Below are 16059 nucleotides of genomic sequence, written 5' to 3'. Positions count from 1 at the left end.
GAACACTGTTCGCCCGTACATGCTTCGAAGAATTTTCTTAAATCGCGTAACGCGAAACCCGAAACGCGAAACAAATATAAAATTTCTTAGAGGGTTTTTTCATATTATGTCGAAATATTTTGCAGAATGATATGCTTTTGAAGTATATATTTAGAGGTGATTTGATGAGGTCAGTCGGCAAGACAGACATAGGTCTGGTTAGAAAGATAAATGAGGACAGCTTTTTGTGTGAGAAGCTTCAAGGTATCGAAAATTCATATTTGCATATTGTTGCTGATGGCATGGGCGGCCATAATGCCGGAGAAGTTGCCAGTTCCATGGCGGTGCAGGAAATAGCCGCTTTTATAAAAAATAGTATTGAAACGCTTAAGCTTGGCGATAGAGAAATCCAAGACTTGATAAGGAATGCAATATTGCATGCCAATGATAAGGTCTACAAGACTTCAATAGTTAGAAGCAACTGCCTGGGTATGGGTACTACACTGTCAATGGTGCTTGCGAAAGACCGCAGACTCTATATTGGACATGTAGGAGACAGCAGGGTGTATCTTATTAGAGAGAAGGTTATATCAAGGCTTACGGAGGACCATTCACTAGTTGCGGAGCTTATTAAAGCGGGCACTATAAAGCCTGAGGAAGCGAACAATCACCCACAGAAGAATGTCATTACAAGGGCACTGGGAACGGAATACACCCTGGAGCCTGATATAAGCCAGTGCGACATGCAGGATGGGGATTTTATTTTAATTTGTACTGATGGGTTGTCAAATGCGGTGCATGAAGAGGAAATGGTTAATGCAATAGCGAACGCCTCTGATTTGAATGAAGCCTGCGAGCTTCTAGTCAGCAAAGCTAAGGAAAGCGGCGGTTTTGACAATATTACAGCAGTGGTTATCCAGATGTGTAAAGGAGGTGACTATTATGGTAGGTAGAGTATTGGGAGATAGATATGAAGTAATGGAAAAAATCGGTGGCGGCGGAATGGCATTGGTATATAAGGCCAAATGCAGGCTGTTGAATAGATTTGTGGCGATAAAAGTACTGAGGTCAGAGTTTACAGAGGATGAGGAGTTCGTTAAGAAATTCAGAAGAGAGGCTCAATCAGCAGCCAGTCTTTCTCATCCGAACATAGTAGGAATATATGATGTAGGAACTGAAAACAGCAACTACTATATAGTCATGGAGTACATCAAAGGGCAGACCCTTAAAGAGCTTATCAAGAGCAAGGGAACTCTAGGCGTTGAATATGCTACAAATATTGCAATTCAGATATGCTATGCATTGGACCATGCTCATAAAAATCATATAGTGCATAGGGATATAAAATCTCACAATATATTAATAAGAGAAGATAACTCGGTAAAAGTGACGGATTTTGGTATTGCCAGAGCTGTGTCTTCAAGTACAATAACAAATACCGGCAATGTAATCGGCTCTGTGCACTATTTTGCACCTGAACAGGCAAGGGGCGGCTATACCGATGAAAAGTCAGATATATATTCCCTTGGAGTTGTAATGTATGAAATGCTTACCGGGAGATTGCCCTTTGAAGGTGATTCTCCTATTGCTGTCGCATTGAAGCATATACAGGAGGAGCCTTTGCCTCCTTCGAAAATCAACTCAAGAATACCAAGAGCCATAGAGGCTATAATATTAAAGTGTATGGAAAAAGAAGTTTCCAGGAGGTACAATAGTGCTTCAGAAATTATTAATGATCTGAGACAATCTCTGGTTATGCCCAATGGGGATTTTGTGAAGAAAAACAAGTTTACTGATGAGAATACCAGGGTGCTTGAACCTATAAAGATTATAGACATGGATGTTGCATCTGAGACACAGGAAGAAGCAAGCAGCAGGGCAGAAGTTAAAGAGGGAAAGCTGGTTATTGATGATTATTCTGTAGATGCAATACCCACAATCCAGGGAGGCAGTGAAAACCCTGTCAAAAAGAAAAAGAGAAATATAGGATTTCTAATAGCGGCTATTGTCGGTGGACTGCTGCTAGCCTTGCTGGTAGGCGGAGGAGTACTGTTTGTAAATAGTCTCTTTGCCGTAAAGGAAGTGGAAGTGCCTGATCTTATTGGCATAAATGAGAATGAAGCAAAGGAGAAGCTTGGAGCTTCAACCCTTATACTTGAAGTAACTGAGCGGGTATTCAACAAGGAGATCGCTGAAGGCAAAATAATCAGTCAGAATCCTAAACCCAACGAAAAGAACAAAATAACCAACCCTGTAAGGGTCGTTGTGAGTAAAGGTCCCAGAAAGGTTGTCGTACCCAATTTAGTAGGCGAAAGCTATGATAAAGTTAAAATGATACTGGAAGGGGAAGGTCTTGCAGAAGGCAAATTTGAACAGGAATACGACGAATACCCCAACGGGTTTGTTATAAGACAGAGTATAGCAGCAGGCATCAGCGTGGAAGAGGGCACAACAATAGAATATGCAATAAGCATAGGACCTGAGAAATTTGTAATGCCAACTTACGTTGGACTAGGAATTGAAGAGGTTAAGACTGATCTTATTGTTAAAGATCTTATTTTAGGAAATATTACTCCTGGAAGCAGCAGTGAATATCCTGCAGACGCGGTATTGGAACAGAGTATAAAGCCCGGCAGCGATGTTACTAGAAAAAGTGTTGTGGATTTTGTAGTGAACAGCCTAAAGCAGGAGACGAGCGGAACTAATACAAAGCTTATATTTCCTCTGCCGCAGAATCTTGAAAGCATGAAGGTTACTGTTTATAAGGTGCAGAACGAAATAAGCAGCAGAATATATGAGAGTATTCACAAATCCTCCGAAAAACAGCTGGAGATTCCGATAAGTGGAGAGGGTGAAGTCACTTTTGAGATTTATATTAATGACAGCCTGTATAAAAGTAAGGCTCACAGCTTCTAAAGAATACGATTGAAAGTAGGGAAAACATGCAGAAGGGTGTTATAATAAAAGGCATCGGAGGCTTCTACTATGTAGATACAGTCGATGGAATATATGAGTGCCGTGCCAGAGGTAGATTCAGAAATGAGAAAATAACACCACTAATAGGAGACCATGTTGAGATTGAGGGTGACCCTAACAGTCTTCAAGGCTATATACTTGGTATTTCTGAGAGGAAAAATCAGCTAATAAGACCTACAGTTGCCAATATTGATCAGGTGATTATTGTATTTGCAGCTAAAAAGCCGGATATCAACATGACGCTTATGCAGAAGTTTCTCGTATACTCAGAATATAAGAAGCTGAATCTTGTGGTATGCATTAATAAAATTGACATGGATGAAGAAAAGAACTATCTGGAAGTAGTAAAAATGCTGGAAAGCGTTCCATATAAGGTAATCACAACAAGTGTTAAAACAGGTACAGGAATAGAGCAGCTGGAAGAAATGCTTAAGGATAAGATTTCGGTTTTTGCAGGCCCATCCGGAGCTGGTAAGTCATCACTCTTAAACAGTATACAACCAGGGCTGGCGCTTAAGACCGGTGATTTGAGCAAGAAGATTGACAGGGGCACACATACCACCAGACATGCGGAGCTTATTAAGCTTGAAAAGGGAGGTATGGTAGCAGATACTCCGGGCTTCACTTCTTTCGAAATAGGTGAATTGGAGCTTTCTAAGCTGGAAGGCTGCTTCCCCGAATTTGAGGATTTCAAGAATTGCTATTTTCTTAACTGCGTACATGATAAAGAGCCTCGATGCGGGGTAAAGGATGCAGTAGAGGAAGGCAGAATAAATAAAATTAGATATGATTTCTATATATCGCTATTAAATGAATTGAAGAAGATCAGGAGGTATTAAATGATTAAGCTAGCACCATCCATTCTGGCAGCAGACTTTGCGAACCTGGAGAGAGATGTTGGGATAGTTGAGGAAGCAGGGGCTGATTGGCTTCATGTGGATGTTATGGACGGGCATTTTGTTCCGAATATTACTATTGGCCCGGCTGTGGTTAAAAGCCTAAGGACTAAGAGCCGCCTTATATTTGATGTACATTTGATGATAGAGAACCCTGAGCTTTATATCAAGGATTTTGCAGCCAGTGGTGCTGATATCATAACGGTGCATGCAGAAGCAACCAATCATCTTCATAGACTGATACAAATGATAAAGGGTGAGGGTAAAAAAGCAGGAGTTGCATTTAATCCAGCCACACCTATCAATGCTTTGGAGTACGTGCTTGACGATTTGGATATGGTTTTAATTATGAGCGTAAATCCCGGCTTTGGAGGGCAAAAATTCATAAATTCTTCTTACGAGAAGATTTCAAGAGTAAGAAATCTCATAGATAGCAAAGGACTTAAGGTTGATTTGCAGGTTGATGGAGGAGTAGGTCAGGACAATGTTGGCAGGGTTGTGGAGAGCGGAGCGAATGTAATAGTCGCGGGGTCAGCAGTTTTCAATTCCAAGGATATACCTGCAGCGATAAAAATGATGAAGGAAGCAGGCAGTAGATAAACATGAAGACTGTTATCATAAGCAGTGGTGAAATATACGATTACAACTTCTGTCATGATATTGTGCAGTCTGCGGATCGTATTATCTGCGCAGATGGCGGTACAAGGCATGCAATAAATATGAAGCTTACTCCTGACGTAATAATGGGAGATATGGATTCCTCCGCAGCCCAGTATATTGAATATTATAAAAAAAAGGGAGTAGAGGTTATACAGTTCCCACAGGACAAGGATAAGACAGATACCCATTTATGTGTAGAATTTGCTCTTACTTTCTCAACAGAAATAGTTCTTTTGGGAGCGACCGGGAGTAGGATTGACCATATGATAGCGAATATTTCCCTCTTAAAGCTTGGCATCGAAAGAAACATCCCAATCAGCATGATGGATAATAAAAACCATATAAACATGATAAGGGATTCGATTTCCTTAGAGGGCAAAAAAGGAGACTTTTTCTCTCTTATACCTTTTACTGAAAAAGTAGAGGGTATATGCACAAGAGGAGCCCATTATGAGTTGAAGGATGCGGAAATGGAGCTGGGTGATCCATATGGAGTGAGCAACTACTTCGAAGACAATACAGTGGAGGTAAGCATAAAGAAGGGGTATTTATTAGTCATCAAGTCTGAAGATTAGATTAGTTACCAGTTATCTTTCCGTGAATGATAAGAAAATAGCGTCAGCGCTACGCCTGAGTCATTCTGAGTTTACGAAGAATCTTATACCTGTGAGGATGACCCATCAAGAGCTCTCAAGTATTCCACAAGGGTCGAAGATCCTTCACTTTGTTCAGGATGACATATAAGCAAAAATATATATATTTCTGTGTCAATTATGACTCTACATTAGTATTATATAGTGTAGGGTTTTATTCGTTTTTGGGCTGATTAATGTATGTTTTGCGAAAGCAAAGCTAGGGGGATTAATGATGAGATATACTTATAAGAGATATGCTGGCTGCTTATGTATCATTCTTTCTGTTTTCCTGATTTCCAGGTTCATACCTATGTTCCTATGGTATTTTGTAGTTGTGGCAGCTATCGCAATGATTGGATACCTGCTGTACAACTGTTTCTTTATATAGCATATAGGGGGGAGGTTGCTTTATGAGTTTTTTGAGAAAGAAAAGACTGATTGGATTTTTAGCTTTCTGCATAGGCTTGGGAATACTCTTTGCTGTTATGGTCCCAACAATTGGATGGGTGATGTTTTCGGCAATATGCCTAATATGCATTGGAGCGTTTCTCATTAGATGGTAATACAAAAAAGATAAAAAGCGCGTTTCCGCGCCTTTAATTACACCGCTCTCTGTACTTTACCTGATCTTAAGCACCTAGTGCATACATGCAATTTCTGTGGAGTGCCGTTTACAATAGCTCTCACAGTCCTGATGTTCGGCAGCCAGATTCTACGAGTATGTCTGTTAGAGTGACTTACCTTGTTTCCAGTAATCATACCTTTTTCGCAAACTTCGCAATGCCTTGCCATGAAATACACCTCCTTCGGAAATGAGCCTCAAATTACACATGACAAATTTAACCTTAGTATAATTCGTTCTGTCATTTATTTTCAAGCATTTTTATAGTATTTTTAATTTCATAAAAACAATAATATTTTAACATAATGTTATATAAATGGCAACCATACATTTTGTGAAAACCATTTTATATTTTAAATTCAAAGTATGAATCATATTCGGACAAGTCCTTTAGTACTTTACTTTACTACCTAATTTATAGTATTATTTACTATATTGAAAGCATCAATGTATATACATTGATTATACTGTGAAATCTTAATGAAAAGCACATGTTTTTTTTCGCAAAACGTATGGATATCTAATGTTTATTATATTATTTGTTGAACTATATAAACATATAATATAAAATATATAAAAGGCTTCAAATAATAAATTAAGGGAGCCTTTTATAAAATGCACTTACGGAAAGTGGTAAATTAATGAAATCTATACTTTCCTGTGCGTTATAAATAAAAAGCGGGAGGAGATCGCATGTCTGCCAAATACAGAACTCAGTATGGTGAGATCAATATATCGGAAGATGTTTTGGCTAGCATTTCGGGACTTGCAACTACTGAATGCTACGGATTGGTCGGAATGGCCAGTAAGAATGCAAAAGACGGTTTGGTTGAGCTTCTGAAAAGAGACAACCTTGCTAAGGGCGTGAAAGTTGCTGCAGAAGGTGAAGAAATAAGCATAGATTTATATATAGTTGTGGAATTTGGTACGAAAATATCAACTGTTGCAGATAACATAATCAGTAAGGTAAAATATACTGTGGAAAATCTGACTGGTCTTAAGGTAAAGAAAGTCAATATCAATGTACAGGGCGTCAGAGTATAGGTTATCATATCGCGCAGAATACTCTGCTTAATATGATAAACCGACCGCGGATGCACACGATTTTGTAAAGGTAATTGTCACGCAGGCGTGACCAAAATCGGCGCGCAAATTCGTCGGCTCGAATTTGAATAGGGAGGTTCAGATCTTGTCAACACAAAATATTGATGGTATGCAACTTAAGAATATGATAATATCCGGTGCAAACAATCTGGAAAATAATAAAGGACCTGTAAATGCCTTAAATGTATTTCCTGTACCTGATGGTGATACAGGTACGAATATGTCTCTTACAATGCAGTCTGCTGTAAGGGAAGTTAAAACAGCTAAGGACAATGAAGTCCACACGATAGCTGATGCTGTTTCCAACGGATCGTTGATGGGCGCGAGGGGAAATTCCGGAGTCATACTTTCACAGATTTGGAGAGGCTTTGCAAAGGCTTTAAAAAATCAAAGCAGTGTAGATTCAAAAGCTCTGGCAAACGCACTTATGGAAGGCTCCAACACTGCCTACAAAGCAATAATGAAACCCACTGAGGGTACTATACTCACAGTTATTCGAGAGACTGCGGAGCATGCTGTGAAGATTTCCGACAATTTCAAGGATACAGAATTATTTTTGGCTGAAATCATAAGCAAGGCAAACCAAGTACTGGACAAAACTCCTGAGTTGCTTCCTGTACTAAAGAATGCAGGGGTAGTTGATGCAGGAGGAAAAGGACTTATATATATTTTTGAAGGCATGTATCATGCATTGAAAACAGGCGAACTGCTTGAATTGAAGCAGATTGCTGAAATAGAACAGAAGGATTACGAAGCAATAAGGCCGGTATTTAAAGCAGAGGAAATAAATTTTGGATATTGCACTGAGTTCTTTATAAAAGGCAAAGATGTCAATCTGGAAGCGTATAGAGACGAGGTTGCACCTCTTGGAGATTCATTGGTAGTAGCAGGGGATGAAAATCTCTTAAAGGTGCACATACATACCAACAACCCAGGTAAGGTGTTGGAGCTGGCACTAGTCTACGGTGAGCTTTCAAAGATAAAGATTGATAATATGAGGGAGCAGCACAGAGAGCTGCTGTTTAAAGAAGAGGAATATAAAGCCTCAAGAGAAGTAATCAAGGAAGCTCCTGAAACTAAGGAAAAGTATGGGGCAGTAACCGTTGCAATGGGAGATGGGATTTCAGACATATTCAAGGACTTGGGAGCAAGTGAGATAATAGAGGGTGGACAAACCATGAACCCAAGTACTGAGGATATATTGAACAGTGTGAATAAAGTAAATGCAGAGACGGTATACATATTCCCTAACAATAGCAATATCATACTTGCTGCCAACCAAGCCAAGTCCCTGGCAGAGAAAAACGTTGTGGTTGCTCCTACAAAGACCATTCCACAGGGAATATCTGCACTTATGGCACTTGACTATGACAAGAGTATTGAGGAAAACACCAAGAAGATTGAAAAAGCCATATCAAGTGTTCGGTCTGGACTTGTAACCTACGCAGTAAGGAATTCCAACTATGATGGCATAAACATAGAAGAAGGCAATATACTTGGCATGGTCGAAGGAAAAATAAAAGGCGTAGGCAAAGACACTCTGGAAGTAAGTAAAAAAATACTAAAAGAAATGATTGATGAAGATTCATCATTGATATCGATATATTATGGCAATGATGTGGCTGAAGAGGAAGCGCAGAAACTGGCAGAAGAAATCGGTGAGTATTATAAGGACTGCGAAATAGAGCTGCACTTCGGCGGGCAGCCGCTGTACTACTATATACTCTCAGTAGAATAAAATTTCGAGGTTTACAAATGAGTTATTTGGACGTTTCCATAAAAAATATAAAGGGAATAGGACCAGTAAAGGCCAAGCTTTTCAATAAGCTTGGCCTAAACACTATAGAGGATTTGCTTGAATACTACCCAAGAGGATATAAGGATAAGAGCCAGACGACAAATATTAAGGATTTGCAGCCTGAGGAAAGCTATACAGTCAGAGTGAAAACTTCAGGGAAGGCTCAGGAAGGCAGGGCAAAGAGCGGGATTATAATTACAAAGCTTTCGGTATTTGATGACACAGGAAAGTTGAATGTGGTGTGGTTTAACAACAGGTACGTCAAAAATACCTTTAAAGAGGGCGACGAAGTCCTGCTTCACGGTAAAGTCAAACGTATAGGCAAGGACTTGGTCATGGAAACACCGGAATATGAGAGGGTGACGGTCGGGGGCAGTGTAAATCTGATGAGGATAGCTCCATACTATTCACTTACAGAAGGCCTGTCTCAGAAGGACATCAGGAAAGCATTATATTCTTCATTGCAGCAAATAAATGAAAAGCTTACAGATGTATTTCCCGAGGAGCTCCGGAAAAAGTATGGGATGGCTGAAATAAACTTCTGTATTAATAACATCCATTTCCCCGAAACTCTAGATAAGCTGGAGATGGCACGAAGAAGACTTATTTTTGAAGAGTTCTTTATGCTGCAGTCCGGCCTGATACATATAAAAAAGATTAGCAACGAGGGGAAGACAGGAATAAGCTTTGATAAAACAGATGAAATACAGCAGTTTATTTCAAAGCTGCCTTTCAAGCTTACTTCAGCGCAGCTGAGGGTATTTGAAGAAGTGAGCAAGGATATGGAAAGTTCAAATGTCATGAACAGGCTGGTACAGGGTGATGTAGGGTCAGGAAAGACAGCAGTTGCCGCTCTTGCGCTCTTCAAATGTGTAAGGAGCGGATATCAGGGTATAATGATGGTACCTACTGAAATCCTTGCTGAGCAGCACATGCTGACTCTTGCCCAGCTTTTCAAGGATACTGGCATAACCATCGGACTTCTTAAGGGAAGCATGAATGCAAAGGAAAAAGAAAGCGTGTTGACTGCTTTGCAGTTGGGAGATATAGACATAGTGGTAGGTACTCATGCGCTCATACAAAATAGTGTGAGTTTCAAAAAGCTTGGGCTTGTCATAACCGATGAACAGCACAGGTTCGGAGTAAGGCAAAGGGCGGTGCTTTCCACAAAGGGAGACAACCCTGATATGCTGGTAATGACGGCGACTCCAATACCAAGGACACTATCGCTTATTGTATATGGAGACCTTGATGTATCGATTATTGATGAAATGCCTCCGGGAAGAAAAAAGGTGGACACATTTTTCATAGATTCTGCCAAGAAGGAAAGGCTTATGAATTTTGTCAAAAAGGAGCTTGATTCTGGAAGGCAAGCATATTTCGTATGCCCCCTTGTAGAGGAATCTGAGAAGCTGGAGCTAAACTCAGCTGTGGAATACAGCGAGGAGATAAAAGAAAAGTTTTTTAAGAATTATAGAGTGGGTCTGCTTCATGGAAAAATGAAGGCTGATGAAAAGAATGAGGTAATGGGAAGCTTCAGGGAAAAGGAGACACAAATACTTGTTTCTACTACAGTAATAGAAGTAGGAGTGAATATCCCCAATGCAACCATAATGGTGATAGAGGATGCCGACCGATTCGGCATGGCGCAGCTGCATCAGTTGAGGGGCAGGGTAGGCAGAGGCGGGCACCAGTCTTACTGCATACTAATATCTGATACCAAAAGTGAGGCAGCACGGGAACGACTTAAGTACATGACGAAAACTGAAAATGGGTTTGAGGTAGCTGAAAAAGACCTTGAGTTTAGGGGAAGCGGTGAAATATTAGGGCAAAGACAGCATGGACTGCCTGGCTTTAAGCTGGCTGATATATTCCGTGATGTTGAACTTCTTAAGCTTTCTAGAAATGCGGTAGAATACATATATGAAAAGGATAAGCTTTCAGATGATGAATACAAGAGGATGAAAGCCATACTGGACAACAGGTTCCAGAAAATATTGGATGAGATAACCTTGAATTAGATTAATTGGTACGGGGTTCAAGGTGCGAGGTATTTGAAAACAGCCTTTGCATATGTTAGGATTTGTGTTACATTTTTTCCTTCGTTAACATAAATTACAGAGTTTAAAAAATCACAAATAGAGTAAATTAATAGTACATAAATCACATAAAATCCTTTTATTGCATCATGCATACAGGACTTAAATTGATTGGACCAATGTGGTTTATACTAAGCAAAAACAAACAGGAGGTGCTACATATGCAAAGAAATACTACATCAGGTTCATCAAACAGGAATCTGGTACCAGAGGCAAAAGCTGCTTTAAGGACTTTCAGGGATCAGATTGCAACTGAATTAGGAACAGATCTTACTGGCTATAATGGAGATAAAACATCCTGGGAGTGCGGCAAGGTTGGCGGAGAAATGGTAAGAAGAATGATTGAAACAGCAGAAAGAAGCATGTCAGGAAGAAGATAAGGCAATAAAAGGCGTTGGCCGACAAGGTCAACGCCCTTTTTTTAAAACTAATAAAAAATACTGGTGACAATACACATATTAGCCTAATGCTAAAGCGATTGACACCAGTATCGGGAGAGGAGAAATTGAAGGAAGAGCTCTATGGGGAAATATAGTTGAATGTGAGACAAAGTCTCAAACCCACAATTAACTAACATCCCTAAGATATATGGTGTTCAATATGATTTTTTTTATTCACACAAATCACACTAAAATTCTAATATTGTATTAGGCAGATATCCAGCCTAGCTGTTTTGATACTAGATTGGATATTGGAGCGGAGACATTGCTAAAAACTCCAAAATTCGATAAAATATAAATATATTTTTGTATAATAATAGTATTTATGTTAAAATGTAATTGGAAAAAAGGAGGTTAGTCCTTTGCGAGTTATTGCAGGAGAGTTTAGAGGAAGACGACTTGACCGCATAGAGGGAATGGATATAAGACCTACCTCGGATAAAGTCAAAGGATCCTTGTTTAATATACTTGGGGATACTGTAATTGACAGTGTTTTTCTGGATTTGTTCGGAGGCACCGGGGGCATAGGTATAGAAGCGTTGAGCCGCGGAGCAGGGCATGTGGTCTTTATAGATACTGACATAAAAAGCATAAAGGTGCTGAAGGGAAACCTGGAGCACTTAAATATAAATGATAACGTGGAAGTCTTCAATACGGACTATTCCACAGGAATAAGCAAGCTTTACATGCACAATAAGAAGTTTGACATAATATTCATTGATCCTCCGTATAGCGTCGGATTGGCGCAGAATGCTTTAGAGGAGATAGATAAGCATAATATACTTGCGCAAGCTGGTTCGATTATTGTAGAGCATGATTCAAGGGATGAGATGCCATCAAGCCTGGGCAAGCTAAATATGTACTGCAGTAAGAAATATGGGAATACAACACTATCGTTCTATGCAATTAATATGCAAACGCAGCAGAAGGAGGAGTAAGCTTGAAAATTGCAATTTGCCCTGGAAGCTTTGATCCTGCTACCAATGGGCATATTGATATAATCCAAAGATCAGCGAAGCTTTTTGACAAGGTTATAGTTGCAGTGTCGAATAATCCAAATAAAAAACCACTTTTTTCGGTGGAAGAAAGAGTGGAAATAATAAAAAAAACCTGCAGCTCCATTGAAAATCTTGAAATTGACAGTTTTTCAGGACTGTTGATAGAATATGCCAAGAGCAAGAATGCCAATGCAATTGTAAAGGGCTTAAGAGCTGTTTCGGATTTTGAATACGAACTTCAGATGGCTCTTATGAATAAAAAACTGAATCCGGAGATAGAAACAGTATTTATGATGACAAGCAGCAAATACTCATATTTAAGCTCCAGCCTGGTAAAGGAAGTGGCACGGCTTGGGGGCTGCATAAGAGGCTTGGTACCAGAAATGATAGAAGAAGAAATATACAAAAAGATTTAACCTATATTGAACGCACTTAGGGAATTACATCGGGTATAGTGCGAATTCAATGAAAATCAAGGAAACATTTACGCGAAACTTGAATTATTAATGTAAAATGTTTTTCGCGAAATATATGGGAGGTTGGTATTATGGAGGTTATGTTGCTACTTGACGCACTTGAGGATATTTTGGAAAAGGCGCCGAACCTGCCTTTGTCAAGTAAGACTATGATAAATAGGGAAGAATTGCTTGAAATTATCAGGGATATAAGAATTAAGCTGCCTGACGAGATAAAGCAGGCACAGTGGATTAAGGAAGAAAGACAGAAGATCCTTATTGAAGCAAAGAAAGAGGCAGAAGCCCTAAGACGGGAAAGCGAAGAAAAGATGTTAAAAATTAAGGACGAACGCCAAAAGGTTCTTGCAGAAGCTGAGAAAGAGGCGGAAATCCTTAGGAGAGAAGCAGACAGGAAGATTCAGGAGCTCATTGACGAAAGCGATATAATGAAAAAGGCAAGTGAACAAGCTAAGGAATTAATAATAGCTGCTCAAATTGATGCTAAAAAAATAAGGCTTGGCTCCAAAGCTTATGCAGATGAGCTGCTGGCAGAGCTTGAAAAGCATGCAGCAGGCGTTATAGAAACTATAAGAAGCAATAGAGACGAGCTTAAGAACCACAAGAGTTAAGCTGGAATATCGAACGAATTGATTTACCTGGAGAGGCTTTGATGTAAAAGCCTTTTTTTGTTTTTGATAATGAAAACCACCAGCATAAAGGCAAATATAAACAGCATGTTAATGGAAGATTCAATAAAAACATTAATCCAGCTAGAATTTGTGACAGTATCCCACATACCGGCATTAGCTGTCTCATACAGATTGAAAACCTGAAGATTAGAAAACCATGCAAAGAGAATAAATGAGTAAAGCGCAGCTATAATACCCTGTACTATTTTAAAAATAAAATAGATACCGAATTTTAAATCTGTTTCAGCAACTATGCTCATTACCTGAGCATTGACAGAGAGCCCTCCAAAACCTATCATAAAGCTTACCATGATAGTTTTATATATCAGTGGTACTTGTAGTGCCGAGCATGCCTTGGCCCCATTTGTGACCTCCATGAAGCCTATAAGGAAGCTGGATATAATATCAGGGGTAACAGTATCGAAAGGGATTGCCTTTGACAGCATAATAGAAAAGAAGCTTAAAAAGCCTGATATTTTCAACATGCTTGTTATTACAGAGAAGAAAATGATAAACCCGCCAATCATAAGTATAAGATTTACTCCGTTTTTTACTGCGTCTCCCATAAGCACCCCAATAGTACGTCCATCCTTCTGTCTGTAATTCAGCATATCTGCTATCGGATTAGATATACGGTCATTTCTATTGTTTGCCTTGTCTTTTCCATAATATCTCATTAGAAATCCTATTGTTACTGCTGATAAGTAGTGCGAAACTGCAAGAAAGAAGCCAAGGGCGGGGTTGTTCATAATGCCGGCAGCAACAGCACCGATTATGAAAAGTGGACCTGAGGTGCTGCATAGACTCAAAAGCCTTTGCCCCTCAATAGGTGTACAAAGCATTTCCTGACGAAGCTTGGCGGTAATCTTGGCACCAACAGGATATCCGGAGGACATGCTCATAAAAAAACCGAAGGAGCCTTCACCGGGAACCTTGAATACAGGTCGCATGAGCGGCTTGAAGGCGGAACCGAAAAAGCTCACTATCCCCAAGCCGATTAGTATTTCAACGCAGATAAAGAACGGGAGAAGAGCAGGGCAGACTACATTGAACCATAGCTTAAGGCCGTCAGATGCGGCAGAGAAAGCCTCGCTGGGATATGCGATTATGCAGACTACAATAAGGCAGAAAATAATGGAATATACAAAGGTGGAGATATTATTCCTGTTCATGACATACCTCTAAATATTAATATTATGGTCTATATATTTATATTTAGTGGAGTATGGGATTATGAATGGTAGGCGGCCTTTACCCCTTATAATAATACGGAGAAGTGAGATAATCCTCCGAGCCCTTTTTATAAGCGGGGGTTCTATATGCAAGATTGTAAATGTTAGTAGATAATATATCATAAGCGAACATTCTTGTGATCCGTTCATCTTGGCATTTGAAATCCGCCACCTTCGTAATAACCGGATAGGTGGATAGGTCTTTCATCTCTTTTATTAGACGAGTTCCATTTTCATTAAAAGCAAGCACTCTTATGTAAGAAGGACAATTCAGATCTTTAAAGAGTGCTATGTCATTCTTTTGCATATCAAGGAGCAGATGACAGAGAAGCCGCTGTATATATGTTCTGGTATAACGCTTTGTGCTGACTGCTTCGATTAATTCTTCACAGTTGGAGCTGGTCTGTGCATACTTCTTCAGCCTATATTCAATGCCCTCTCTGACATTAAGGTATTTCCTTAGCTCTGCTTCTTCAATCATCCTGAGTCTGTAAAGCAATAGATCGGAAAAGTCATTCAGGTACAGTGGGTGTCTGTTTGACGTAATATTGGCTTCAATTATATCTATTGAATTTTGGGGCACTGACAGTCTGACCTTTTCTGAGATGCCCTTCTCTTTTATTTCATTTCTGACTGCTGTAGCACTTGCAATATTACCAGTAATGCCTGTATCATTATGTTCGCTTGCAATGCGTTTTACAGCGACAGGTTCTATTCGGCTTCTCAAAGCCATCAGAGCTTTGATATACTCTATCCCCAATACATTATTGGGATTTCTCAATATATCATCGGTATTTGATTGTTCTTCGGCTCCCATATAAGAAGACAGGGCATTTGATATTGCTTTAGGATATGAGAGACCTTGATCCAGCTGAGCTTTGAGAAGCTTTTTAAAAGCGTCCGGTTCATTGTGGAGCAGCTTTGCCAACTCATGGAGTGCATCAGTATCCCCCAGCTCACTGCCAAAGCAGATATAATCAATAACTCCCATGGAGTTCAATATCTTTACTGCGCCTAAAGCAAATATTTCTGCAGGCTGACAGGCATACACCACGGGCAGCTCAATAACAAGGTCTGCTCCATTCATAACAGCCATCCGCGCTCTTGACCATTTGTCAAATATGGCAGGCTCTCCCCTTTGTACAAAGCTGCCGCTCATGATGCAGACGGCATAGTCTGCACCGCAGGCTTCCTTTGCAGCCTGAAGGTGGTATTTGTGACCATTATGGAAGGGATTGTATTCAGAGATTATTCCTACAGTTTTCATCATTAACACCTCGCAACCTCGGAATCCCGAAACCTCGGAACCCCGAAACCTCACATCCTATTTTACCATATTTTGCACAGTCATATGTATAATTAAGATTTCATTCGAGGGAATACTATACTTTGTTAATTATTTTGCAAAAAAAAGCAGGAAAAATGTTATTTATATAGAAAAGGTTACTGGACATATTATTTTTCGGGGAGGTACAT

Annotated in this window: 17 protein-coding genes; 14 read left to right on the top strand and 3 right to left on the bottom strand. The window is 39.7% G+C overall.

Translation table 11 applies throughout. From position 1 onward, the window contains the following. Positions 1–164 precede the first annotated feature (164 nt). The 7 genes from VEB00_09100 (at position 165) to VEB00_09070 (ending at position 5709) form a co-directional block, all read left to right on the top strand. Positions 165–932 carry a Stp1/IreP family PP2C-type Ser/Thr phosphatase gene (locus tag VEB00_09100; GenBank protein ID HYF83167.1) on the top strand — a complete coding sequence of 256 codons (768 nt, stop codon included), beginning with the start codon at positions 165–167 and terminating at the stop codon, positions 930–932. Beyond that, complete coding sequence (gene pknB, locus VEB00_09095; protein ID HYF83166.1) at positions 922–2895, top strand: Stk1 family PASTA domain-containing Ser/Thr kinase; 1974 nt, start codon at positions 922–924, stop codon at positions 2893–2895. Before VEB00_09100 ends, pknB begins: the two co-directional genes overlap by 11 nt. A 26-nt stretch (positions 2896–2921) precedes the next feature. Continuing rightward, positions 2922–3794 (top strand): ribosome small subunit-dependent GTPase A, encoded by an 873-nt coding sequence (rsgA, locus tag VEB00_09090; protein HYF83165.1) that lies wholly within the window; start codon positions 2922–2924, stop codon positions 3792–3794. Then, complete coding sequence (gene rpe / locus VEB00_09085) at positions 3795–4451, top strand: ribulose-phosphate 3-epimerase (GenBank protein ID HYF83164.1); 657 nt, start codon at positions 3795–3797, stop codon at positions 4449–4451. Positions 4452–4453: 2 nt separating this feature from the next. Next, entirely contained in the window at positions 4454–5086 is a 633-nt protein-coding gene (locus VEB00_09080; protein HYF83163.1) for a thiamine diphosphokinase, read from the top strand. Between the two features lie 292 nt (positions 5087–5378). Then, a complete protein-coding gene (locus VEB00_09075; protein HYF83162.1) occupies positions 5379–5534 on the top strand; it encodes a hypothetical protein in 156 nt (51 codons plus the stop codon). 22 nt (positions 5535–5556) lie between these two features. Then, positions 5557–5709, top strand: coding sequence for a hypothetical protein (locus VEB00_09070; protein HYF83161.1), 153 nt, complete (start codon positions 5557–5559; stop codon positions 5707–5709). A 37-nt stretch (positions 5710–5746) separates the two neighbouring features. Here the strand turns inward: VEB00_09070 and rpmB are convergent, their stop codons facing one another. Further along, positions 5747–5938 carry a 50S ribosomal protein L28 gene (gene rpmB, locus VEB00_09065; protein ID HYF83160.1) on the bottom strand — a complete coding sequence of 64 codons (192 nt, stop codon included), beginning with the start codon at positions 5936–5938 and terminating at the stop codon, positions 5747–5749. 523 nt (positions 5939–6461) lie between these two features. Between rpmB and VEB00_09060 the strand changes: the two genes are divergently transcribed. From VEB00_09060 to VEB00_09030, 7 genes are all read left to right on the top strand, one after another. Next, entirely contained in the window at positions 6462–6812 is a 351-nt protein-coding gene (locus tag VEB00_09060) for an Asp23/Gls24 family envelope stress response protein (GenBank protein HYF83159.1), read from the top strand. 169 nt (positions 6813–6981) lie between these two features. Then, on the top strand, positions 6982–8610 hold the full coding sequence (locus VEB00_09055; GenBank protein HYF83158.1) for a DAK2 domain-containing protein: 1629 nt from the start codon (positions 6982–6984) through the stop codon (positions 8608–8610). Positions 8611–8627: 17 nt separating this feature from the next. Next, the gene (recG, locus tag VEB00_09050; protein ID HYF83157.1) at positions 8628–10691 is read left to right on the top strand and encodes an ATP-dependent DNA helicase RecG; all 2064 of its coding nucleotides are present in this window, start codon (positions 8628–8630) and stop codon (positions 10689–10691) included. A 239-nt stretch (positions 10692–10930) separates the two neighbouring features. Next, positions 10931–11149, top strand: coding sequence for an alpha/beta-type small acid-soluble spore protein (locus tag VEB00_09045; protein ID HYF83156.1), 219 nt, complete (start codon positions 10931–10933; stop codon positions 11147–11149). A gap of 398 nt (positions 11150–11547) precedes the next feature. After that, positions 11548–12147, top strand: a complete 600-nt coding sequence (rsmD, locus tag VEB00_09040) for a 16S rRNA (guanine(966)-N(2))-methyltransferase RsmD (GenBank protein ID HYF83155.1) — start codon at positions 11548–11550, stop codon at positions 12145–12147. A gap of 2 nt (positions 12148–12149) precedes the next feature. After that, entirely contained in the window at positions 12150–12623 is a 474-nt protein-coding gene (coaD, locus tag VEB00_09035) for a pantetheine-phosphate adenylyltransferase (GenBank protein HYF83154.1), read from the top strand. 131 nt (positions 12624–12754) lie between these two features. After that, positions 12755–13291 (top strand): ATPase, encoded by a 537-nt coding sequence (locus VEB00_09030; GenBank protein HYF83153.1) that lies wholly within the window; start codon positions 12755–12757, stop codon positions 13289–13291. Between the two features lie 23 nt (positions 13292–13314). Here the strand turns inward: VEB00_09030 and ylbJ are convergent, their stop codons facing one another. Next, the gene (ylbJ, locus tag VEB00_09025; protein ID HYF83152.1) at positions 13315–14523 is read right to left on the bottom strand and encodes a sporulation integral membrane protein YlbJ; all 1209 of its coding nucleotides are present in this window, start codon (positions 14521–14523) and stop codon (positions 13315–13317) included. A gap of 79 nt (positions 14524–14602) precedes the next feature. Further along, complete coding sequence (locus VEB00_09020; protein HYF83151.1) at positions 14603–15853, bottom strand: nucleotidyltransferase; 1251 nt, start codon at positions 15851–15853, stop codon at positions 14603–14605. Positions 15854–16059 lie beyond the last annotated feature (206 nt).

This window comes from Clostridia bacterium (assembly GCA_035628995.1).
Lineage (GTDB): Bacteria > Bacillota > Clostridia > Lutisporales > Lutisporaceae > BRH-c25.
Note: the sequence above shows the minus strand (reverse complement) of the source record. Positions and strands in the feature narration are given on the sequence as shown.

Bases quoted from the DNA above. Each gene is read 5' to 3' on its own strand.
- VEB00_09020 (HYF83151.1), bottom strand. From the start codon at position 15,853: ATGATGAAAACTGTAGGAATAATCTCTGAATACAATCCCTTCCATAAT.
- recG (HYF83157.1), top strand. From the start codon at position 8,628: ATGAGTTATTTGGACGTTTCCATAAAAAATATAAAGGGAATAGGACCA.
- VEB00_09100 (HYF83167.1), top strand. From the start codon at position 165: ATGAGGTCAGTCGGCAAGACAGACATAGGTCTGGTTAGAAAGATAAAT.
- rpe (HYF83164.1), top strand. From the start codon at position 3,795: ATGATTAAGCTAGCACCATCCATTCTGGCAGCAGACTTTGCGAACCTG.
- VEB00_09080 (HYF83163.1), top strand. From the start codon at position 4,454: ATGAAGACTGTTATCATAAGCAGTGGTGAAATATACGATTACAACTTC.
- ylbJ (HYF83152.1), bottom strand. From the start codon at position 14,523: ATGAACAGGAATAATATCTCCACCTTTGTATATTCCATTATTTTCTGC.
- pknB (HYF83166.1), top strand. From the start codon at position 922: ATGGTAGGTAGAGTATTGGGAGATAGATATGAAGTAATGGAAAAAATC.
- VEB00_09030 (HYF83153.1), top strand. From the start codon at position 12,755: ATGGAGGTTATGTTGCTACTTGACGCACTTGAGGATATTTTGGAAAAG.
- VEB00_09075 (HYF83162.1), top strand. From the start codon at position 5,379: ATGAGATATACTTATAAGAGATATGCTGGCTGCTTATGTATCATTCTT.
- VEB00_09055 (HYF83158.1), top strand. From the start codon at position 6,982: ATGCAACTTAAGAATATGATAATATCCGGTGCAAACAATCTGGAAAAT.
- VEB00_09045 (HYF83156.1), top strand. From the start codon at position 10,931: ATGCAAAGAAATACTACATCAGGTTCATCAAACAGGAATCTGGTACCA.
- VEB00_09060 (HYF83159.1), top strand. From the start codon at position 6,462: ATGTCTGCCAAATACAGAACTCAGTATGGTGAGATCAATATATCGGAA.
- VEB00_09070 (HYF83161.1), top strand. From the start codon at position 5,557: ATGAGTTTTTTGAGAAAGAAAAGACTGATTGGATTTTTAGCTTTCTGC.
- rpmB (HYF83160.1), bottom strand. From the start codon at position 5,938: ATGGCAAGGCATTGCGAAGTTTGCGAAAAAGGTATGATTACTGGAAAC.
- rsgA (HYF83165.1), top strand. From the start codon at position 2,922: ATGCAGAAGGGTGTTATAATAAAAGGCATCGGAGGCTTCTACTATGTA.